Origin of the sequence: Porphyromonas canoris (assembly GCF_000765975.1) — a bacterium.
GTDB lineage: Bacteria > Bacteroidota > Bacteroidia > Bacteroidales > Porphyromonadaceae > Porphyromonas_A > Porphyromonas_A canoris.
Window position 1 is genome coordinate 95,955 of the sequence record NZ_JQZX01000012.1, and the last position, 24,125, is coordinate 120,079.

Below are 24,125 nucleotides of genomic sequence, written 5' to 3' on the forward strand. Positions count from 1 at the left end.
TATGTTATTGGGTTACATCTTGCGTCCACGACGCTGTTGTGTCTTTCTCTCTTGCTTCTCTTTTTGCTCTGCCGAGGGCTGTGTTTGGCCGGATTTGAGTGGTTCTTTTAAGTGCTTAGTGGCTTCGTTGGTCTTGCCTTGGTTATTGACCGCTACCTGCGTCTTGTGTTCTTCAGCCACGGCTTCAACTTTGCCATTCCCCTGTTTCTTATCAGGATTGTATTTGAAGAAGCGTGGGCGGTTCTGCTCCTTATCCATACGTACATAGGCATTAAAGCTTTTACCTTCCTTATCTACCATGTTTTTGAGATAGAGTGTGCTACCACTGTTCAATGCTTCACGCTGTTTCTCGGTTAGCTCCAAGCCACAGAGTTTATGAGGCACTCCTCCTTGTCTTTGTCCTTGATGTTGCGATTGCTCTTGGCGTTCTTTGAGACTCTTGGGATCGCCAAAGATGAACTCGATGCCTTTCTTCTCTGCATTTACCTGCAAGGTTGCATCAAAGGATTTGCCATTCTTCGAGGTCATGCCTTCTACTTTCACCGCCTTACCTTCTACAAGGTCTTTGTACTGGATGTCAGAGAGAGTGACACCCTTAATCTCCTTGGGAATAGAGACACGGTCGGCACGCAGTGCGATAACCTCGTTAGTCTGTGGATCAATAGATACATAGGCGGCAAAAGACTCGCCATTCTTCGGAGTTACTTCAATGGTTTTTCCAAGGTTGCCTGTTTTGAGAAGCTGTTCCTTCTCTTCCAGAGTAAACATGTGTCCCATATAGGGGAAATCCAACTGAGGCTCTTTGCGCATAGCGTGTACGGCAAGACCAATGTTACCATTATCATCGGTGCGGAAAGCGAGGCGTGCTTCTGTATAAATAGAGCTGTTGCCATAGGGTACAGTAATGCCCATAAGGTCGCTCTTCTGCCAGTTGAGCATCTTCTCTAAAGCCCCACTCGCTTCAAGTTTTTCTCGGCTCAACCCGAGATCTTCGAGCATACGCCAATCAATCTTTTCCGGATCAATAGCTGTAGCATTTTTCTGCATGGGTAGAAAGTCCTCGAAGTGTACCATACTCTCTTGGAGCTGAGCCTTTACTTCGGGGCTTTGTCTGTTTTGAAGAGCTGTGCGGAGGTGCTCCACACCTTGTTCCACATTGTTAGCTACCACCTTATACAGTCCGAAACGAGAAGGGTCATTGAACTGCTTGAGGAAGTTGGTCATAAAGTTCTTGAAGAGCCCATCCTTGCTGTTGAACTTCAAGAAGGAAGCTTGATTGGCTTCCCGTGCCTCCGAGGTCTTGAGTTGACCACTTTCGTCAATACCTGAAACGACAGAAAGTGTACCGACCTCTTGGTCATTTTTTACGGCTGTGCGGTCTTCCAAGACTAACACGTAATCATTGTTATTCGATTCCATAATACTTTGTTATTGAGTGAGTAATTCATCATCGAACAACAAATATATAAGTGAAAGATGCACACAAAAAGGCTAAAAGATAACATAGGAAAGTAAGGGAATGAACAGGAAAACAAAAAAAACCATCTTTTTGTTTCCTTAAGCATATTATATACAAAAAGGAATTATTATATTTGCAGCACTGAAGGCAGTTTGAAGTTTCTACCTGCCTGAATTTTTAATATATAGGAAGCGTTGCTTCATTCTTCTTGAGTGAAATCGTGAGAAAGTTTCAATGGAATAGGAGGGTGATGGTAGCGACTTCCCACGTCATAGGCGTGGGAGTCGATGTTGTATCATTACTTTATTCCAAAGGCGATTTCTCACGCGCCTCACTCAGAAGTGTGATGTCAATACGACCTCACGCTTTTTTTTTAGAATTCTCAAAGATAGTGCAGGGGTAAATGTGAAGTCATATACATAGATAGAGACGATAACGAATTACTGTAGTATTAGGTCATATTGTATCCCTATAAGTGGGGTTGAGGTTATTCCTCTTACCAAGATGTACTAAAACTGAGAAATTTCGTGTAATTTTTTGATGATAAACACCATCTTTTAACCATCAAGAAGTCAATCTGATATCTGGAATATTAACTTTTGATATGGGCAAAATAAATATACTTATTGCTAATACTGGCATTCAATTTTTACGGATACCTAATATCGTAATTGACATAAACAATCCAATAAAAAAACTCAGCTTCTTAGAGTGCGAGATCGATGAGGGAGAATATATGCTTGATCAGGTCTATTATTTTAGTAATGAGGACTTATACTTGAGTAAAAGTGACCTGCAGTATTATTATGGCCTGACGGATTATGAGCTTTTCTCGTTAATGAGCCTTCCTGACAATCCTCTCAATGTAGAAGCTCTACGGGGGATGGGAAAAAATCCAGAGACACTCATCAATATCAATAGCCTAGAGGCAGGGGTACGCTATCTGAGGGGAGATAAGGATCGTCCTCTGGATGTCATCCTCAATACATGGTTACCTATACCAATGTATGAGGATCAAGGCTTGTCGGACTGCGAGGGGCCTAGCAACTGGGCTAGGATTAAACTTATACCCAAACGACAAGAGCGCCAAAAGCTAACTCTAGATTTTCTCATTGCTATTGATACAGATACGACAGGGCGAAATTCTGCAGAGGCTCCGATTGATTTCCTTGAGCCATCTCGGATGTATAGCCTCTGTGGTATGAGTGCCGAGGTATTGGCTCAACTGGATGATAATGAGCGAGCCAAGATGACACGTTTCGTTGTGCCAAATATCATTTTCCAATACTGGTGTCATACAGCAACTTGGTCTGCGGATAGACTAATGCAGATTTTCCATGATGAGCGGTTTGATATATCTAGGCTTCCCGAAGGAAAGCGTATGAGCTTCGCCGCTTACTATATGTATCTACTTAATACAATCTACCAGTTAGATGTTCTGCCACGCATCAAGTTCTGTTCAGCAAAGAATGAGCCTATCAATATCAATCTTATCTTGGATGTCGGCAATTCTCGTAGTTTTGGTCTATTGGCGGAAGACCCTTTGGATGAATCCTTCTCTAGAGCAAAGAACCTAGAGCTGACAGAGCTAAACAATGGACGTATTACAGACAAGCCCTTTGATATGCGGTTGGCTTTCCGCCGAGAAGACTTTGGCCACTACGAATATCCACAAAACAAGCAATTTATCTGGCCTAGCATCCTCTCTATTGGGGAGGAGGCGCAGACTTATATCTATCAAGATACCGATTCGTACCAGTCTGCAGATGCTTCCAATACCTACCATTCCTCACCCAAGCGTTACTTGTGGGATGATGAAATACGCAGTCAGCAGTGGGAATTTGCTCGTCTACCGAATGATAGTATGGAGTCTCGTTACATCTCTATGGCAGGGATTATACCACCTCAATTCTTGAGTGATGGGCGGTTCACGGGAGATCCCGAAGAGGGAGCTAAGACTTGCTTTGGAAATTTCTCTCGTCGCTCTTTGATGACCTTTTGCTTCCTAGAGATATTGCTTCAGGCCAATATGCAAGTCAATAGTCTACACTTCCGTCAGGCTCATGGTCGGGAAGAATATAGGCGTAAAATAGGCAAGATTATTTTAACTTGCCCTACAGCTATGACCAAGCAGGAACAGGTTGCTTTAAGGCAGGCTGCACAGGAGGCTGCTATAGTCTTGGAGCGCTATCGTCAAGAGACCTATACTATTCTCTTTGACCCAAAGCAAGCTTTTGGCATCTGTGAGGTTATCCCCTCAATAAGAGATCTCTCTCTCCCCGAAACAGAGGCAGCTGACCGTCGCACTTGGAACTATGACGAGGCCAGTTGCAGCCAAATGGTGTATCTCTACTCTGAGCTTAAGCGTTTCCTTGGTAATGCTCGCGAGTTCTTTGACTTGTACGGACATCATCGCCAAGATATTCCCATTCTAGATACTGAGGATAGGGAGCAAACACTGACAATAGGTTCGTTGGATATAGGTGCTGGAACTACAGATCTAATGATTTGTAACTACTCTGCTCAAGGAGCAGACACGATTACACCCTACCCTCTGTATTGGGATAGTTTCCACTTTTCGGGGGATGATCTGATGAAAGCACTTATTACTCAACTCATCATAGAAGATTATCAGATTACAGAGTCTAATGGCTATGCCGGGGTGATTACCAACAAACTACGTGCTATGGGGGAGAGTAAAATTTCGACTCTCATTCACGACTTCTTCGATGATGCCTCGGGGCAGACTTGTCTTGACCGTAAGATGCGTCGAGACTTCAATGTGCAGTTCTCCATCCCCCTTGTGTACAAGATGCTACAAATGTTGCAAGAGGGACAGCCTAATCAAAGCTTTAGCTTCGAGGAGATTTTTGAGAATAATCTCCCGAATGAGGCTCTACTGGAGTATTTTTATAAACACTTCGGTTTCAGACTCGAGGAGTTGATATGGGTATTTAATGCCGATTACATCAATAGCATCGTACGCCGTGTATTTGAACCTTATCTCCGGAAGTGGTCAGCTGTCTTTAACGCCTATGGTTGTGATATAGTCTTGCTTTCGGGTCGCCCGACTTCTCTCCAAGAGATTTTGAACTTGATGATTAGACTTTACCCTGTATCGCCCAATAGACTAATCTCTATGAATAACTATCGTGTAGGTAGTTGGTATCCTGGAGCAGATAGTATTGGGTATTTTGGAGATAGAAAATCGATGGTTGCTGTGGGGGCTCTTATCTCGCATCTTGCCGAGATGGGGAAGCTAGATGTCTTCAAGATAAATAGTCTTTACCTCAAGAAACAAATTGTTCCGACAGCTGATTACTTAGGCTTCATCAATGCTAAGAGTGGAGAACTGACCAATACCTTCCTCGCACCAGATGTTAATCGTGCCACGGTACATATTAACTCTCTGCCAATGCACATTGGCTGTAAGCAGCTCAACATTCCAGGCTATCCCGCTAGGCTGCTATATAAGTTGGATTTCAATGAAGAGTACATTCGCGAGAACATTGTCAAGCAACGAGGCGAAATATCGGCTGCTGAGATGGCAGAGGCTGTTGAAGAGGCCAAGCACCGTATACGTCGCAGAATGCCCCTACGCCTAAGTATCAGCCGAGATTATAGAGAGAATAAGGAGCATATTCTAGTTGAAGCAATCAGCAATGCCGACAAGGAGGAAATTTCGGCTCGCAACCTTAAACTATCTCCCCAAAGTATCATAGAGGATAACAATGACTGGTTGGATAGCGGTCGCTTCATCCTGCGTATTGGACTAAATAAATAAAAAATCTTGCAAGATTATGAGCAATAATATAGACTTAAAACGCTTAGCTCTACATACCGATATCATCAATGATATGCTGTCTTGGACAGAAACTTCTCTATCCAAGACAAAACATTTTCAGCGAGAGTTAAGAACAAATCTCGTTGAAAATAGGCGTAATATCTCTAAGATACGCAAGGCATCACTGCTCAACCCTGCTGTAGCGATCTTTGGAGAGAGCCAGGTAGGTAAATCCTATATGGTGGATAGCCTACTCTCAGACAAGCGAGGGGCATTCTCTATCTCCAATGGTAGGATGGGGGATGATGCCAAGATATATGGTTTCTTGCAAGACATGGATCCTAATGGGAAAGGGGGTGAGTCCACAGCTGTAGTCTGTCGCTTTACTACAAGGGAGATAGAGCGTGCCGTGGGAGTTCCTACTGACTTTGCTTTCCGAGTGCATCTACTCTCTGTCAAAGATATCATATTGGTTCTGGTAGATTCGTTTTACAACGACATAAATATTAAGGTAAGTGATGATAATGCAGAGAACTCCCCCTTTATTACGGAACAAGCTCTGCGGGCTTACCTTGATGAATTGAAGGCGAAATATGCCCATGGCACTAAGTGTCAAGAATGCCTAAGCGAGGATGACTTGTATGATATCCGCGACTACTTTATTGGTCCGAAGGCCCTAGATATCTACCTTAATGAGGGTCAAAAGAGTGCTACCTATGGCGAGTATCTCAATGCAGGTTATGCCACGCAAGCGGGTTGTTATGTCAAGAGCCGTTTTTTTGAAGAACTAGGGAGTTTCATTGGCAATATTCCAGACACGGAGTTAGCAGAGGTATTCTCTTTCCTTTGGCTCAAAGACCCAGTATTCACGCAAACTTTTGAAGACCTACTGAGCCTTTTGAGAACGCTTAAGTTTAGTCAAGAGGTCTATGTCAAAGCTGAGGCTCTATTGCGTAAGCATGGGACTATCCTAGATGTTACTCGAATCAACGAGACTTATGATCCCAATGTAGATACCAATCATATCCCTGACTATGTCCCCACAATGGAAGTCTATGCTTCGGGGCAGGTAGTTGAGGGGGTGCGTAAGGGGGTATTCTGCGCCGTGACCTTGGAAATAGTCTTCCAGCTCCCCAAGTATCTAATAGAGGAGAAGCCTTTTCTTGCTCAACTAGACCTTCTAGACTTTCCTGGAGCTCGTAGCCGTGAGCGTTACGACTATAGCTCGGGGTTATCCAAGCCTATGATGGGGCAACTGCTACGTCGAGGTAAAGTCGCTTATCTCTTCAATGACTTTTCGGCAAATTACAAGATCAGTACTCTAATATTCTGCCACCACAAGGAACAGAACAATGTTAAGACTATCGGTCCTCTCATCGAAGGCTGGGTGAATAACTATGTAGGGCGTACACCTCGTGAGCGAGACACTTTCATCTCAGAGATGGGGGCATCGCCACTGTTTATAGTTTCGACGAAGTTTAACCTAGACATGAAGCGTGAGGGTACAGAAAATCTAAGTACAGACTTTGGAGAGCGTTGGAACTCTCGTTTCAATAAGATGCTCAAGGAAATTTTTAACCAGTCTTCTTGGTTCTCGTCTTGGCGCGCTACGGGTATTCCCTTTGACAACAGCTATCTGTTGCGCTCTTTTCAGTACTCGGCAACGGATGGTATCTTCACGGGCTATTACCGTAATGAGGATGGAGTGAATCACATCAATGTAGACGAAAAAGGACTACTCGTTGGGGAGCAGAACTATGGTCTAGGATACGAAATGTTCCTATCCAAGATGGGTGAAGCCTTTACCAACTTCGACTATGTCAAGGAACACTTTACCGACCCGGCTCGTAGCTGGGCGGAGGTGGCATCAATAGGGCGTGATGGTTCTCAGTGGATTATTGAGAATCTGTCGATTGCAGCTAGAGGAGCAGAGTTAGCTCGTGCCGAAAAGTTTAAGCGTCTGCTTCAGCATCTGTGCGAGTTATTGGGGCGACATATCAGGCAGCACTATCACGACGACAATAGTGATGAGCAACTTAAGAAAGCGATGAGTACAGCTGGAGCTATAGAGCTACAGCTAGACATCATCTTTGGGCGAGATAAGCACTTTTTCTCACAGTTCCTCTCTCGTATGATGATCTCGGAGAGCCAAATCTACGACATCTTGCTAGAGGTACTTAACAATCAAAGGATACTGGATGAGACTGACACCTCGTCATATTTCGCTATCCGCAATAGCGCAGGGCTTGATCCTAACCTAGAACGAGAGGAAAACATTGATCGTTTGAAGCGTTATTATGTTCAGGATAGTGCGGAGGCTTTGGAGAACTTTCTCGAGGCCCGTGGCGTGGATATAGAACTCCTACTTAGCCCCAAACTAACGAAAAATATCGCGGCCATCTTTACGGATAGCATTGTTGAGGTATGGACGGAGCAGCATTTGGCACCCGAGCGTTTTGCAGATTTTGTAGCTCGTGGTTTTGGGGAGTATGACTTATGTGAATTTCTCGCCAACACTCGCAATCTCTTCCTCAAAGAGCTACACTTGCCTCGCCTCATTATAGAGAAAATCGGCAAATATGTCAGGAATAATGCCACCCTCGATGCTATCACCGAGATGCTGGCAGATATATGCTCCGAAATGATTAACCGCTTCGTACGAGACCTCGGGTATTCATACTACAACGAAGATCGCTGGGCATCTATTGTAGAAACCAAAAATCGCCTCGGGGAAACATACAAGCTCAATACCGATATAGGAATCTACAATGTACAAGTGGATACAGACGACCGTGGAGAGATTACCAAGATTTTTGATGCCCTAGATCATATGGACGAGATACTCAACGAAACTCCTCCCGACCCTGTGAAACTAGCGTATATTCCACACTATGCCCACTACAAGCGTTGGACAGACTTAATGAAAATATCTTTCCTCGCTGCGTGTAATACGCCCACCTACGATGTAGAGGCAAACAATAGGCTACGTCCCATTGTGGCACGTTACGAGGGGGAGCTAACACCTATATCTTAGATATGTTATGAAACTATGTACCATATCGCCAGCCTCCTACCGCATAGCGAGGTATCGGGAGGAGGAGGTTTGGCGTTCGCACCAACGCATACAGGAGTTCCTGAAATTCACGCCCCACTGCGATGAGCAGACGCTTAACTTCCTCGCTCAGCCCGTGAGCAAGGCTGGGCGAGTAGAGTGGCGTAGTGATTTCCTGCAGTCAGCGACCCCGATGTCGGTTCTTTCCCCTACAGCAAAGGCCAACTGTGAACAGCTTGTAACCCACACAATACAACAGTTGAAGCTTATTGCTCAGCACTACCCTGACTGGGCAGGTTTGCTATCGGCATCTTTAGACATCGCCTCGCAAGAGGATATTTACTACGACGCAGTTCAGCATCGTGTGGCAGTTGTCAATTGGGGCGCAAAACGCAAGGGGATGGGCAACACCTCTGCTTACAGTTTTAATGTCGCCCATAAAGCCTCTACCGTACCGACTGTGATGCCTCCAAGGGAGGCTGTGCAGCCAGAGGATACTCCTCATTCAGTGGAGACTAGCCCCGAACCACAACCCATAGAGAACGTAACCGTAACGCCAGAGTTTGTCAGCGCAACAGAGTCTATAGAACCTATACCTAGTGGCTCTTCCCAGGAACCTGTGCTATCGGGTGAATCTAGCCCTAGTCTAAGCCTTGAGCCAGTACCTCTATCTGCAGCTCCAGTCTCTGTGGCAAAACCTACGACCGAGGTTATTACGCCTCAAGAAGAGACACCAATACCTCAAGAGTCCCATGTTGCAATAACACCTCCCCCCTCGTCACTACCTCCAGCGAGCGAACCAGTACAGAGACCCCCTAAGCCTCGTAGCTTTTGGTTTCGATTTAAGAGGGCTGTGTGGTGGCTCTTGGGACTAATATTGCTTATGCTGTTATTTCTGCTCGCACTATCACAGTGTGAAGGCGGACGAGGCATCCCCGAGCAACCAGGGCGTTATGTTCCCATTGATCCTGATGACATTAGCTACGACAGTGATAGTATTTGTCAGATTGTAGGTAATCGTGTTAATATCTATGTCGAAGAAAAGGGGCGAGTTGGGGAGTTTATGGAGTCGTTTCTTAAAACTTACTCCGACAAAGACTATTCTATCCTCTACTATGATACAGTAGTGCAACGTGTGCAGGTGCAAGTTCCTGAGGAACTACGTGAGCAGTTTAAGCAAGAGTTGCCTACTAAAATGCAGGGTTTCAAACTTATTGTTTGGGATGAGACGATGTTTACTCACGGAACAGTGCCCAGTGATCCTGGATTTTCTGTTGAGGACGAGGCATGGTACTTTGACTGTGTCCGTGCCTACGGAGCTTGGGACAGAGGGATGGGGTGCGACTCGCTCGTTGTCGCTATTGTCGATAACGGCTTTGACTTATCTCATCCTGAGCTAAAAGATCGTGTAGTAGATCAATACAATGTCCTAACGCGAGAGCATCGGGTTTATAGCGATAAGAGAGACCCTCATGGCACACATGTTGCTGCCACGGCGGTGGGGGCTGTCAATAACGCAACTGGAGTTTCCGGTATTGCACCTCACTGTCGCTTAATGGCTATTCAGGTAGCGGATGATGAGGGGAGAATGAGTACGACATCTGTTATGGATGGCCTTATCTATGCCATCCTACATGGAGCAAAGGTTATCAATTTATCCTTGGGTGCCGATATGGCTTCGATGAAAATCTTCTCAGAAGCTGACCAAGTCAATATCATGAATAGCTTCGCCTTAGAGGAGGCAAAAGTTTGGGACAAGGTCTATGCTATGGCAGAGCAATATGGAGCTACAATTGTTCTCGCAGGAGGTAATGATGCTGTCCTAATTGGCTTAGATCCGATGCAGCGTTCCTCACGAGCAATTAAGGTCTCGGCTATTGATCCGAAGCGAGATGTTGCAGAGTTTAGTAACTATGGTCACCTGTCTACTATATCTGCTCCTGGCGTGAAGATATACAACGCCTTTCCCGGAGAGCAGTACAAGGCTATCAACGGCACGAGTATGGCAGCTCCGATTGTAACAGGTGGAATTGCCTTAATCAAGAGTAAGTATCCGCAACTGACGACTGGGCAGATTGCCGAACTGATACGCCATACAGGCTTGCCCCTGGAAGCCAATATTGGACCTCTACTACAGCTCGATAAAGCCCTATCTGTTGGAGATACAGGTGGAGATGTGGATAAAATACCCGATCCTAACGCAGGACTACCTATAGATGAAACCCTTCCACCAACAGCACCCAGTTTCCCTGGTGGACCCGTATACAGAGACCCTGGCACACCCCCAGCTCTAGGCGATCCCTTGTCCCCCTATTACCCTAAGCCAGAACAACCCTCTGACTCGTCGAGTAGCCCATCGATGAATTTCCCTGGGATGCCACCGCGCCCCAAAGAGCCTAGTACACCTTGCCACGATGCCAAGCATAAGATAGACAGCCTGCGTCGGATTATCAGCGAACTAGAAGATATTTGTCGTTCAGAAACTCCTCTAGATACGATGCGACTAGACGAGCATACCACGCTGGTCGAACTATCGGGCTACTGGCGCAGTACAACTGATCTCTATGCCTCAATAGATAACGAGCCTGTGGAGTTACTTTTTCATATCAAGCCAGATGGTACGGGGACTATCACCTACCACGAAACCTCTACTGGACATAGTTTCCAAGCTCCATTAGCGGTTCGTTTGAGGCAAAGTAAGTTGAATATCCAACAACTAGAGTCTGCTCGCAATAGTGAGCGTCCAAGGGAGAGTTATAGCCAATACAACTTCTATGCCGAGGCGGATGTCTCTGGTGGTATTGCTCGTTGTTATGCAACTAGCCCAAAGCACACGCGGGTTAGAATAGTGAAATTTAATATGATACGAATGTCCAAATAAATAATAGTTATATGAGTACAAAATCTTCTCCGTTAGTGGTTCTCCTACACTATGTAGGTCTTCTCGTGATGGCTCTATTTATCTTCGTGGGGCTGTCTTTCCTCTTTGGAAATGTGATTACGGGTATGGTTGGGGCTGTTTTGGTAGCAGCCTTGGTTGAAATACTAACTTCCAATCTATGCAAGCGTAAACGCCAATCAGAGCAGAATTATAACGCCTCGATGATACTTCGTGTGCTGTGGGGCGTCTATGCCGTTCTTTTCTTTCTGACAGCTCCTGTGCTGTTGCATGGTTTCAGTGTAGGGGTTATTGAGCGTCCCTATGTCGAGCGTACTTGTGCCGAGGATATTGAGAATTTTAAGAAATATACGCCTCTGGTTCAGCAAAAAATTGATGCAATCAACACTGCAGATAGTATAGTTAGTGGACGGGAGGGGATTGATGCAGAAAATAAGAGTATGCCTTATGGAAAAGTGAAGGGGCAGATAGAAAAACTTATAAAAAACGAAGGAGAGCAACTCAAGCAAACGACACTCAACCCTTTCAACTATCTCTTCTTTTTCGAGCGAGATCTTAGTGAGTATAATAGTCAGAAGGCTAAGGTTATTGAGGAACTCAAGAAACTAGGCATCTTGTCGGAAGATGTCGTATTATCCCCCTTAAGTGTAGATGTGCGTAAGTTCGACACTGGGCGTATCGCTTGGGGAGCTTCGCTCGTATTCTTGCTCATCGTACATATTCTCATCCTATGGCAGGTATACAACATCTCAGTTCGCGGACGAGGTAAGATTAGAGGAGGCAACTCTGGACCTGGGATACACACCTTTGGAAGATAAAGAGCTAAAGTATTTAATTGTAAGAAAATATAAGCATTAAGATATTATGGCAGCACCTATGACTAAGCTCTTCGTCATCCAAAATATTACCCGATTGACTGACGATCAACTTGCCCAAGCTATCGCCTCTAATCTCATTACAATAGAGGACTTGCATAAGTTCCTCCCTAGCATTGCGAACGAGCGTATCGAGGCTATCAACGAACAGATTGCCTATGCTATGGTAGATGTAGACTACCAAGAGGCTTGCGATGCTAACAATGTTGAGGCTTATAGAGCCTTTATCGACAAGTATCCTAGGCACCACTACGCCCACCAAGCCCAGCAGGCTATAGACACTCTCCAATACAAGGAGATTGAGGCTACTTGGAACTCCTGCGAGCAAAATCAAGATCCTAAGCTCTACCAAGATTTCCTTGCTAAGTTCCCCAATAGCAAGTACGCTCCCATAGCTCTAGAGCGTCTAGAGGAAGAGGCGTGGCAAAGTTGCGATAACAATGATATTGCCTCCCTGCGTTCCTACCTAGCCTCCTACCCTGATGGTCGCTACTCGGCTATGGCTATGGCTATAGTGGAGGAACTGGAGCGTCTCCTGCGTGAGGAAGATGAGATTTGGACTGCTTGTCAGGAGAGAAATAGCATCACGGGGTACGAGAGCTATATCCGTCAGTACCCCCAAGGGAAGTATGTTGCCCAAGCTCGCCTCCTAGTTGACGAATTGTGTTATAAAGAGCGAGAAATGAAGAATAAACTCTTCGAAGAAATGCGCTACTATCCCGAATTATTCCCTTGGGACATGGTAGCAGATGCTATAACATATGGAGAAATTACGTATGATGGATATAAGATTAGCCTAACAGGAAATGAATTGGTAGACAATGGCTTGATTAGACGAACAGCACTCAATCATATAGCTTCGGGGATTACATTCAGAGAAGCCCCACAGCTTAAATTTCAGGACTTGCCTCCTTTGCCAGAAGGGAATACGGATGTGTACTTCTTTGGAGTACCTGCCAGTGGTAAATCTACCGTTCTATCTGCACTCCTAACTTTAGGGCGTCAGCGTGGCCAGGCTCGCTACAGGCCCAATATGATTAATAGCAAAGACCCTTGTCTGAGCTATTATGAAACATTGACTACTAACTTAGACTACGAGATGCTTCCTCCTCGTACGCAAGATGATACATGTAATACAATTGGCATTGGTTTGCATTCTGCTGATGGAAAGTTTTGTAACCCTCTCTCCTTTGTAGAAATTGGAGGGGAATATTTTCTGAGTGTAACCGCAGATTTGGTCGGAGAACATGCTAAAGTCACTGTATCTAATCATGGCGCAACAGCTTTTCTGTCCAATAACAATCGTAAGATATTATTCTTCTTAATCGACTATTCATCGGTTGTAGATAAGAATAGTAAAACTGATGTTTTGCAGAGAAATTGCCTCTCTCGTGCCTTAATAACTTTTTCAAACCAAGGGGTATTCTCCAAGACAGATACAGTTTGTGTGATTGTAACGAAGTCAGACAAAATGGGAGTTTACGACCCCGAGGAGCGTTACAAGTTGGCTCACCAGTATCTCACTTATAGACATCAAGACTTTATAAGTGAGTTGACCGATGCTTGTCGTCAGTTCGGGATGAACAAGGAAGTAGGCTGTCAGCCTATTGTGATGACTTTCAGTATCGGAGAAGTTGGTATTGGAGATACGGTACACTGGGATACCAGAGATGCTGAGATATTGCTTAACTTCATACTCAACCACACTCGGGCACACCGTACCGCACCTAGTTTTATTGACAAACTAAAGGATGCTTTCAAACACTAAAATAACTCTGCCTTATGACAAGAGAACAAATCAATGTTAAGCTAACCATCTGGGGCGCAAATAGAGGATCACAGATATTTTGCTCTGATGCTAGTCCCGAGGAACAGAACACTCAGGCGTTTAAGGATACACTACAGGAGTTTTCATCTGTATTTAGCTCAGCGGGGCTACCTTTTTATGGGGTTGAGTTTACTGCAGAATATAAGGTTTATACAACCTACTATTCTGCGCTAGAGACTGGTGGATCTCGCAGTGGTATATTTCTCGCAGCCACTATATTTGTACCCCATCGCTACAGGCTACTAGATCCTCTAGGCTACCTGCAAAGTATGGGGCAAAAGGTGAAGGGAGCTTTCCTTGACCTCAATGGACGCTACAAGGGAGGACTTCCCCCAAGTATAGAGAAAGACTTTTCCGAGTATCGTGAGGTCAAGGTGGAGTTTGAACAGATAGAGCGTAGAGATTTTAGCTCCAATACTAGGGGAAATCTCGCCTACATCATTTGCCCCGATGATACTAGCATCTCGGCAATTCTGCGTGAGCCTTACCGAAGGGAATTTAAGACTCTTCAAGAGATATTGCTCATTCCTCAGTCGCAGATAGAGCGCGGTTATTTTAACACCAAGGTAGGTCAGCCCTTAGAACTTAATAGTCTAAGCAGACAGCATAATGGATATAGATTACTTCGTAATGAGCTGATTACTGGATTGAACATAGGGGGTAAAGACTGTACGCAGAACTATGATACGCAATACTTAGGTCTAGGCACTTTGCTCGAGATGCGCCTCGTTCGTAAAGGTTATGAACCTATTACCTATCCCTACAGACCGCTTGAAGACTACCTTAGGTCTGGCTTAGTAAGACTCTCGGGAGAGGAGGTACATATAGAGGAAGGTAAACTGGTTTGGAGGAAGCCCAAGAAAACAGTCTGTATCTCTCTTCGCCCCGAAGTATTCCGTCAAACAGTACGTGTAGAATTACAGATTGGGGATATCTCCTCTCTGCCTATGACGAAGAGTTGGTATGATGGAAACTTTTCGATAGATTTGGAGGTTGACTTACTCCAAAAGGATGCGACCTTATACCTCTATAAAGAAGGGGAGAACAAGCCCTACTCTTATTCGATAGGGGCATTGGAAGATACCAACTTGGTCGCAAAGAAGTGTCTAACCTTTATCTATCCCACACCAGTCGAATCCAAGGCTGTATCTAGGTCTAGTTCGTCTGCAAATTTTATAGCAAACAGCTCTAAACCAGAGGTAAACCTCAAGGAATTCCACAAGGGACACGAACCCAAAGACGGTTTTAGACCTCGGGAACATGAGGGTACCAACAAGGCTTATGACAACTCCGTCAAGGAGTCCTCTCGCGCCCTATTTGTCACCTTGATCCGCTATTGGAGGGAACTTCTTATAGCCCTGTTTATCACGCTCCTCATCGGTTACAACCTTGGTCTCTTTCTCCCAATCTGTAGCTTTAGTAAGCCATCTATCGTAGAAGAGAATATTTATCCTAGTATGTCTACTTCAACTCCAAAGGATACACTATTTACGGGAACAGATGCTGATCTTTGGTATGTACAGAATACATTCCCCAGTAACGGTAATCGCCTCCATAAATTTTACCTAAAACATCAAGATGGTTTTGATAAGGTTGCAAGCATTATTGATAGCCTAAAGAGGGATAGAGACGGATTAGACAGTCTGATCACTAAACAAGCTGACACTATCGGCCTAAAAAATAAAGAGATTGAAAGGCTTAATAAAAAACTGTCGAAAGGACCAAAAAAGGTGATAAAATCAAGGGGTTCAGAGAGAAAGAGCAGTGATGAGAACAGAAAAGAACAGAGAAAAAAAAGAAAATGAAAATGAAATATATAACACATATGATATTAGCGGTGACAATGCTCTGTCTAGGTTGCAGTAGTCGCCATAAGTCAGAGGAGATTCCCATAGACATCTCTGGTTTAGGAAAGGCTGGTGAAGTAATCAAGGATTACGAGGCAAGTGTTCAAGCCCCTTTTAGTAATGGGCTATTTCCAAAACTAGACGACTGTCTCTATGCGTTGGCAAAGAGTAATATAGTGCAGGAAAACCTAAGTACCGAGGATATCACTGAGTTGAGAGATTTCTTATTTCAGAGGCTTATAGGATTGTTAGAGCAAGAGTTCCAAGAGGGCTTCTGTGACAATAAGCACGACTACTTCGCCAAGCTACGAGCTGCAGTAGACACTCTGCAAACCAAGTACAAGGGCATTCCTCTAGAACAACAACAGACTCTCACCCAGCTTGCCGATTGGTATCAGCGACACCAAAATGCTTGCTCTGTAGGCATCGCCTATCCTTCAAAACTGCCCGCTACTCTCTCTTCTAAATATGATGTAGTCCAAGCAGAACGAGTCATTCAGGCTATACAAACCCAACAGGGGGCATATAAGTATAGTAGTCGCTGTGATGAGTGTAAGAATTATCTCAGTAGAGTGAAGAAGGCATTGCTCAGGAACTACGAGAGTTTTGTCGCAGAACTCGTGAGTATGTACGAGAGGGAAGATACTCCCGATGATACAATAGAGAAGAGCATAGAAGAAGAGATCAATAAATTGGAGGACTTTGCATCTAAGTACCATTTGTCCTTGTCTTCATCTGCAAGCGAAGACAAGGAACTTTGGGAACAGATAGTTCGAGATAAGGAAGCTCGTCGAATCGCAGCAGATGGTGTTAGTCGAAACTAAGTTATGATGCGAACAAAAATGAAACACTTAGCACTATTCGTACTTGTGCTATGCTCCTTTGGGGAGTCTCTCTTGGCTCAGACAGGGAGGGACAGCTTACAGTACCAGGTGAGAAACCGCTTGGATAGCCTCTTTTCTAGAGAGGGGAAGTTCCTTTGGGTACAGCCCAAGGGCGAGGCTTATGTACTCAAGGCTATGAAGTCAAAGCAACTTGTAGATCAGTTAAGCCCTCTAATCATCGAGGCTGTGCATAGCCCTAAGATATTACGTGTAGATAGTGCCAATTTTGCTGCTTTCTTAGCAGAACGATTAGCTGTACAAGATGCTAACTATCGTCCAGACCCTATCCCCTCTAAGGAACAGAAGCTATACCAAGAGAGTAGAGCAAGGCTTACCCCCCTGCTCTATAGGGTGTATCATAGCACGAAAATGGATTTAGCAAGAGCAACTAGTATAGAGCTTAAGCTAATGCAAGGGCAGAAAGCTTGTCATTGTAATTGTAGCTGTTCAGGATGTTGCTGCCATGGCTCGCAGAATATGCTCAAGCCTCAGGCTCCCATAGATAGTACCAAGGTTGAAAACATAAATGTGCAGGAGTCAGTTAAGACCGAAAAAAGTAACACTAAAGGGACACAAGACGATCTGCAGCCTAAGCTCACTATGGAGCAACGTCTAACCCATATGTCCTACGCTAGCTTTGTAGAGCTATTTCGTCAGCAACGGATGGATAGCTTATTATATTGGGGAAAGGCATGCAATGATGTTTGGATGGAACTGTACAAAGCTAAAGCAGATGAGGGGAGACTAGATAGTTTAAAGTCACGTTACAATTTAGTCAGTAACTTGGAGACCCTATGGTCTGACGTCAAGGCGATAGATCGTGTGTTAGCTGGGGACACGATAGCTCTACCAAGCGATGTTATGGAGCTATTGAAAGAGAAGGACTATACGGCTTATTACTATCTCAAACCCTATGCTCCAGGTTTAGCCGAGGAGCATCTCACAGATCGAGTAGAGCAATATAAACGTATGCCAAGGGTTCAGCGTGATCTAATCGAGCATCTTGTTGCGCTTGATGCTTCTCAGACGCCCGAGGCACGACAAGAGGAGATAAAACGTTACAAGGTAACTTATCCGCTAGAGCAAACAGCTCCGTATCGTCAGCTGAATAGTCTCCGTAGGGCGTATTCTCAGGCTGAAGAGGGGATGGATTACTTAACAGGAATCTTCGCCCTCTGTCGCTTTGCGCCTAAGGAGAGAGTAGAGTTAGCTTTGATAGATGTCCTCAAACTCCTTGATGAGAAGATAGAAAAGCCTACAGAATACCTTAACCCTTACGACACTAGTATCTATCATCGTACCTCAAAGAAAAAGTACTTTGCTAAGGACATCTTCAATAAGACCTTCGAGAAGCGTTACCCCGAGAAGACTTACACGACTACGGTGAGACAGGTGATGAAGGAGCTAGTAAAGTATGATTACGACCGAGAGAAGTTCCCTCCAGCCTATCCCAGTTTTACTAGCCTGCTGGTTAAGGCTGTGTTAGAACAGGATGGTAGCAATACTGAAAAAAAATAATAAAGTCTATGAGTGTACAGACCTTAAAGAAGTGTGCCTCTATCGGGGCGGTTCGCCCCCTGATACACGGCTGTAGCTATGGTAATATCCGCCAAGCGATTACTAAACGCCTCACCACCGAGTATCAGTGTCTTCTAGCAGAGCTGAACGCAGGGACTAACTTACAGTGGTACATAGACAGCAGTCAGGGAGAATTCCGGCCTGTGATTCAGGCTAGCCCTAATGAGCGTACAGCTATAGACGAAGCTCTATCTAGGGCACATCAAGAGATTCGCCGAGCTATACAAGGAACAGAGGCAGCACCCTATGTCGACCAGGTACTGACTTATCCCTCGGAGGAGGCTCTTTTCTATCGCTACGATGCTGAGGGTAGGTTACAACTCTGTATCACTCAGTGGGGCTATGCTCTGCACAACAAACCTACGCCCCCACTACCTCCTCCCCCTAAGCCCAGTAGCGAGGCGAAGCCTTCCAAACGTCTGCTGGTACGCTATAGCACTGGAGTCGTACTGCAGAACAAGCAGCTCTACCTGTGCAAACAGGGTTATGCTCCCTTTGCCATACATACCGATGCTGGAGGCGAGTACAACCTTGATCAAACTCTACTCCCCGATGGAGCTGTTTTGGAGATTTCAGAGGATGCCAAGATGCAAAGCAAGCAGAGCTTCGTCCTCATCTCTGGTCAGGAGCTGTATGAGGTTGTCTTTCCTGTTTATACTGAAGCCAAGGTAGAGTTACGCAATCAGCAACAAGAACCATTGGCAGGGCAAGTTCTACAGATTAACGGAAAGTCTTATCAGACCGATGCCTCAGGACAGGTATTATTGCAAAACCTAGACCTTGGGGTACTACAACAGATAGAAGTACAGGTAGACAATACTCCTCGTGAAGTCTATTATTTAGATATAGACCCACTTGCCAATCACTTTGTCTACTATATGGAGCAAGCCCTCACGACAGAGGCAGGTCTGCGGGTAATCAACCAAGAAGGTAATCCTCGCCCCGAGTACGAGCTACTCGTCAATGGACAGAGACATTGTACTGATGCCCTAGGGCAGATACACTTAGACTCTATCCCCTGGACAGATACAACTATGCTACATGTTAGTGACCCCCAGGGTAGCTTCAGGGCCGAGTACCCTTTGGCATTAGAGGCGGGACAGAACGTTTTCGAGATTCTCACGCACGAAGATTTTGCTTGCAGTCTCCTACTTTCGGTTGTCTATCCCGATCACAAACCAGCTAATGACTACACGATACAGCTAGAGCAGGGCGATGAGGCACATATTGTTACGACTGATGCTCAGGGACTCTATCGCATAGACCCAGCCGAGCCAGGTCTAGAGTATGGTTTTCGCGATGCGGAAAATGCCCAAAACTTCATTTCTATAAAGCCCCGACGTGGGGAAGAATCTGTAGTGCTAATAGTAGAACGTCCACGGGTGCCACTCTACCATTTCTACCTACTTGATGCCAAGGGACTACCCATCAAGGCACAAGCCCTAGAGATGCAGATAGAATCGGAGCCCCCCCTAGCGAAGATTACAGAGCTAGACGGTCACTTTGCTCACCCTCGTAGTGCCTTCTCTATAGGAGATAGGGTGCAGGTGAAATTCCGTGCCTCGGGCATTAATGGACGTAAAGAGGAGCGGAGCTTCAAACTCCAGAGCAAGATTAAAGAAGGGCAGGACAAGTACACACTACAAGTGCGTGGTTGGAATAAGCGCTGGCTATGGTGTCTATTGCTAATCCCCTTTATCGCCTTACTGTTTGTCAATTATAATAGAGATATACAAATACAAACGGTTCTTGCTAATGGCAAGCCCTGTGGCGGTGTAGCTGTTCAAGCTCAGTTTGTCTCGCACTATCTCTACAAAGATGGGGCGTGGTTCACAACAGATACGCTCAACAAGGCAGCGAATGTTGGAGAGGATGGGGTTCTCAAGTTTAAGGATGTTGGAATGAGTGGTTTCTCACATATGTTCTATATGCTTGAGGAACTTAGCCTACGTCCTAGCTCAGAGTGCCTCCTTGCGATGGATACCTTGATGACACACAAGCTGCACTGGACTTTACCTGGCAAGCTGTTTAAGCTGCGTATGTACGAGCATAAAACGAACGTTAGTGTCCGAGTGCTTAATCAGGAGTTTGGGAATCCCATCAAGGGTGCTACTCTACATGCCTATTTTCAGCGAGATGGCGAAACTATCGAATACACAACTCAAACAGATGGGTATGGTAATGCCCAGATACCTCAGATAGCTCTCTGTGGGCAGATAGACTCTATACGGGTGGAGCGTTATGGCTATGTTGCCCACCGATCAACCAACCTGGTGATTAAGGGCCTAATAGAGGGAGTACCTAACCTGACTATTAACCTCACGCCTAACAAGGAGCGCATAACTTTTTTTGTTAAGAATAGTGCTACGCATGAACCATTACCCTCGGCAATGGTGGTGCTGACCTTCAAAAACAGACAGTCTGGGGATGTATTCGTAGACAGCGTAATGACCAACGTAGATGGTATGGGTGTAGGTTACTTCGATGATCTGCGTGTGCAGGACGAGCTGGAGCTTAAGGCTAGTTGCATCTTCTTCAAAAGTGCCAGCTTCGGGCAATCTACTACGGTACAGCAGTTCATCGCTCGAGATGAAGAGGCTCGTACGGTTTACCTAGAGCCAGAACAGCATATCATAGGTCTAAAGTGTGTAAACAAGGAGACTGGAGATGCCATACCAGGCATTCTAGTAAAGTACAGCCTTGCGAACAAGCCTGACAATATCTATCAGCAGATGAGTAATAACAATGGCAAAATCAACGTCCGTGCTACACCCAATGATGAGCTATTGGTAAGCGTAGACGAAACGTCCGAGTACGAGGCTCTGAAATCGCAGAGCATACAGATAGACAAGGATAGTATTATCAAGCTACAGCCACGATTGTTATCTATTCCTATTGAGGTCATTGACGCTATAGACAAGAGCTATGTCTCAGGTAGCACTATTAGCTGTATACCCGCTAGCATTTTGGTGCAACCTGCTGGTGATGGCAAGTTTATTCTCCAAGCCAAAGGTCACGAAGTGCTAACGATATATGCGGAGCATCCCAACTACCAACCCAATCAGCAGAGTATCTCTGGAGTCAGAGCGATAGATTTACTTCGTGGAGACCATATTAAGAGACAGATTGAACTTAGCCTTCCCGAGTGTACTGTGTCTCAGGTAAGCAATTCACAGCATGGTAACAACGGCTTTGTTCAGGAGTACAATATGGGAGTTCCAAGCGGTCGCTTCGAGCTGATGTATGACACCGATCGAGATCCAGATAAGATTGAAGTCTTTGATGGTAGAGCCAAAGAGATTGCAAGCAAGAAACCCTTGTGGTCATATGAAGGAGCCACAGCCAACGAGATCGGGGTAAATAAGTACAAAAGCCAAATGATAGACTTCCATTCACCGATTATAAGCATTAAGGTAACAGGACAAACTATCGTTAGGATTATCGTTAATTGTCCAAAATAGAGAATAAGTATGAATAAAGTAGAGCAACTCATTATAGAGTCAGTACAGCAGTCTCTATCTTCTCTCGAGCGGATAGATATTACTACCCTGCAGGGGCTTTGTGCCCCTTTTGCCGATGAACATTGTCGTCTAGATAACCTCGCAACACTACTAGGCCACTGCAAGCGTTTTCAGGAGGCTAGCCGTAAAGGCGATACGGGACAAGCTATGCTTAGCCGTCGAGATATTAATGTTTATAGCAGAACTATGGGCTTCAGCCCTGAGGGGGTTGATAGCCTGCTGAACCTCCTCGTGGATCATGGAAAAGGTATCCCAGTTCCCCCTTCTCCCCCACTACCCCCTATGCCTGACAATGGCCAGGTGAAACCTGTATTTCCACAGAATCCTCAGTCCCCTCCAGAAGCTCCTAAAAGGAAGGGAAGAGCCGCTAAGCCACTGTTGTTTGGGAGCGTAATAGGAGTGTTATTGTTGCTTGTGGTAGTGTTATATCGATTCGGACGCACAGAGTCTAATCAAGTTTCTAATATTGAGACGATTGAGTCAACCTCCAATGTCAAAGAGGTTGAACCGTCTAATGGCAATGCTGATGAGAAAGAAGAGTGGAAGTCTTCTAAAAACGATCGCCTCAACAGTGGAGCCGTTGCAGCAACATTTGTACTTTTAGTATACCCCGACACATACTATATAGGCCAGGTAGAAGGAAAAGAAAAAGATTATCAGTACTACATAAAGAGGTATACTTTTACAAAAAAACAGGAAAAAGAGGCTAAAGATGCTTCTCGTAGAGAGTTCATGGAGCAACAAATTGACAATATGGAAGGCGCACCCCAAAATAGAGATTACTGGTACTATTTTAATTTTCCTACAGAGCAAATATCAGAAAAGAGGTTATATATTCTTGACAGCCTTACGGTTAGCGCAGAGATAGATATAGCAGACCCCGAAATGCCAAAAGAGGCTAATGCCGCTCTTCAAAAAGCAAGAAGACAAGTCATTGCGGGTGATTCTAAAAGGCTAAAGCCGAGACACAATACTCCTTACAGACCAATCGAAAACAAAAACCGCAGAAAAAAGAGGATATAATAATCAATTCAATATTTTACGAACCCATTAAAATTCAAACAGTTATGATTAAGAAAAACTTCTTAGTTGTGGTGGCTATGACTAGCCTACTTGCCTTGGGAGCTTGTAGTTCTTCAGGCACAAGTAACAACAGTAAATCGGAGACTCAAAAGTCGTCCGTAGCAGAGGAAACAGCCCAGCAAGAGGCTCCTCTTTTGCCTCCTGCCATTCACAAAAGCTTCAATTACGAGCCTCCAGTAGTGACAAATGGTAAGCTCTCGGCTGTCGTCGAGATGGGAGCCACAGGGTTTAACTCATTTATCATTGAGAGAGATAGTAAGGCTTGGTCTTTGGTTAAGGCCGAATACGGGACTAGCAGTGTTATCGAGGGAGGCGCACAAGATGAAGAGATTCGTGTGAAGCTACAAAACTACATCAAGTCAATGATTGATCAAGGTGTTCCAGGAAAGTATATCTACTTCGTGGTCAGCTCTGGAGCAGCAAAAGAGCCTATTGTGAAACAGATCACACGACTACTTAAAGAAAAGGGATATGTTGTCAATCAAGTAACAGCAAATCAAGAGGCCGCCTATGGCTACAAGGCGACAGTCCCAACAGAGTACCAAGACAAGTCATTCTTTGTAGATATGGGCTCTGGTAATACCAAAATTGCATACATGCAAGATGGGAAGCTCGTCACGCATGAAACTTTTGGTGCGAAGTATTACAAGAAAGATGCATCTGATGAAGAAGTTGCACAACAAGTGCGTGAGCTTGCGGCTCAGATTCCTGCATCACATCGTCAACATTGCTTCATGATAGGCGGTATTCCATATGATTTGGCTAAGTTCCAAAATGGAGGTAATACTCAGTTGAGATACATAACGCTTGCCCCTGAGGGAGATGCTTATATGCCACTTCAAAAGGCAAACGCGGACGACCTCAAGCTAAAGTCAGGGCTTAACATCTATAAGTCCATTCTTGATGGAGCTACAGGATGTGAATATGTTGTCTTTGACTCTAAAACAAACTTTACTATTGGCTATCTTCTTAGCCTTAGGTTCTAAATCCCTGCAATGAGTACCGAGGGAGCAGGAGCAAACCTGCCCCTCGGTTTTTAGTCTTTTGGACAGAAGAGGGCAGAAGCAAAAAATAGTTGCCCAAAACATAATCTCTGGCCTTCCTAGAACAAATCAACATAATGAACTTATGCATTGGTAGAATCAAGTCTAGTATGATGAACACCATGTATTTATCTCTCTATCAAAGCGAAAGTGAATTCGACAATAAATCAGACGAAATATTCACCATAACACTACTATGTTTCTGGAAATCACTTAAAAAGAAAAACATATACACATGACGAAGATTATGGCACATAAGTTTTGGATATTAC

The 24,125-nt window shown here is 44.9% G+C and carries 12 protein-coding genes; 11 read left to right on the forward strand and 1 reads right to left on the reverse strand.

Annotated features, from left to right (window positions below; all coding sequences use genetic code 11):
* Positions 1-12: 12 nt before the first annotated feature.
* Positions 13-1,419, reverse strand: coding sequence for a DUF4099 domain-containing protein (locus tag HQ29_RS06830; RefSeq protein ID WP_036868645.1), 1,407 nt, complete (start codon positions 1,417-1,419; stop codon positions 13-15).
* A gap of 644 nt (positions 1,420-2,063) precedes the next feature.
* On the opposite strand from HQ29_RS06830, the gene HQ29_RS06835 reads away from it, so the two are divergent.
* The 11 genes from HQ29_RS06835 (at position 2,064) to HQ29_RS06885 (ending at position 23,796) form a co-directional block, all read left to right on the forward strand.
* Positions 2,064-5,243: a virulence factor SrfB gene (locus HQ29_RS06835; protein ID WP_036868647.1), complete on the forward strand. Its 3,180-nt coding sequence runs from the start codon at positions 2,064-2,066 to the stop codon at positions 5,241-5,243.
* Between the two features lie 16 nt (positions 5,244-5,259).
* Complete coding sequence (locus HQ29_RS06840; protein WP_036868649.1) at positions 5,260-8,277, forward strand: virulence factor SrfC family protein; 3,018 nt, start codon at positions 5,260-5,262, stop codon at positions 8,275-8,277.
* 901 nt (positions 8,278-9,178) lie between these two features.
* Complete coding sequence (locus tag HQ29_RS06845) at positions 9,179-11,176, forward strand: S8 family peptidase (protein WP_161781566.1); 1,998 nt, start codon at positions 9,179-9,181, stop codon at positions 11,174-11,176.
* Between the two features lie 11 nt (positions 11,177-11,187).
* Positions 11,188-12,012 carry a hypothetical protein gene (locus tag HQ29_RS06850; protein WP_036868654.1) on the forward strand — a complete coding sequence of 275 codons (825 nt, stop codon included), beginning with the start codon at positions 11,188-11,190 and terminating at the stop codon, positions 12,010-12,012.
* A 46-nt stretch (positions 12,013-12,058) separates the two neighbouring features.
* Complete coding sequence (locus tag HQ29_RS06855; protein ID WP_036868656.1) at positions 12,059-13,837, forward strand: hypothetical protein; 1,779 nt, start codon at positions 12,059-12,061, stop codon at positions 13,835-13,837.
* A gap of 329 nt (positions 13,838-14,166) precedes the next feature.
* Entirely contained in the window at positions 14,167-15,702 is a 1,536-nt protein-coding gene (locus tag HQ29_RS06860) for a hypothetical protein (protein WP_152566502.1), read from the forward strand.
* Positions 15,703-15,704: 2 nt separating this feature from the next.
* Positions 15,705-16,568 carry a hypothetical protein gene (locus HQ29_RS06865; protein ID WP_152566503.1) on the forward strand — a complete coding sequence of 288 codons (864 nt, stop codon included), beginning with the start codon at positions 15,705-15,707 and terminating at the stop codon, positions 16,566-16,568.
* A gap of 195 nt (positions 16,569-16,763) precedes the next feature.
* Entirely contained in the window at positions 16,764-18,146 is a 1,383-nt protein-coding gene (locus HQ29_RS06870; protein WP_152566504.1) for a hypothetical protein, read from the forward strand.
* Between the two features lie 8 nt (positions 18,147-18,154).
* Positions 18,155-21,667, forward strand: coding sequence for a hypothetical protein (locus HQ29_RS06875; RefSeq protein ID WP_036868665.1), 3,513 nt, complete (start codon positions 18,155-18,157; stop codon positions 21,665-21,667).
* Between the two features lie 9 nt (positions 21,668-21,676).
* Positions 21,677-22,750, forward strand: a complete 1,074-nt coding sequence (locus HQ29_RS06880) for a hypothetical protein (protein WP_036868667.1) — start codon at positions 21,677-21,679, stop codon at positions 22,748-22,750.
* A gap of 44 nt (positions 22,751-22,794) precedes the next feature.
* On the forward strand, positions 22,795-23,796 hold the full coding sequence (locus tag HQ29_RS06885; protein ID WP_052089935.1) for a hypothetical protein: 1,002 nt from the start codon (positions 22,795-22,797) through the stop codon (positions 23,794-23,796).
* Positions 23,797-24,125 lie beyond the last annotated feature (329 nt).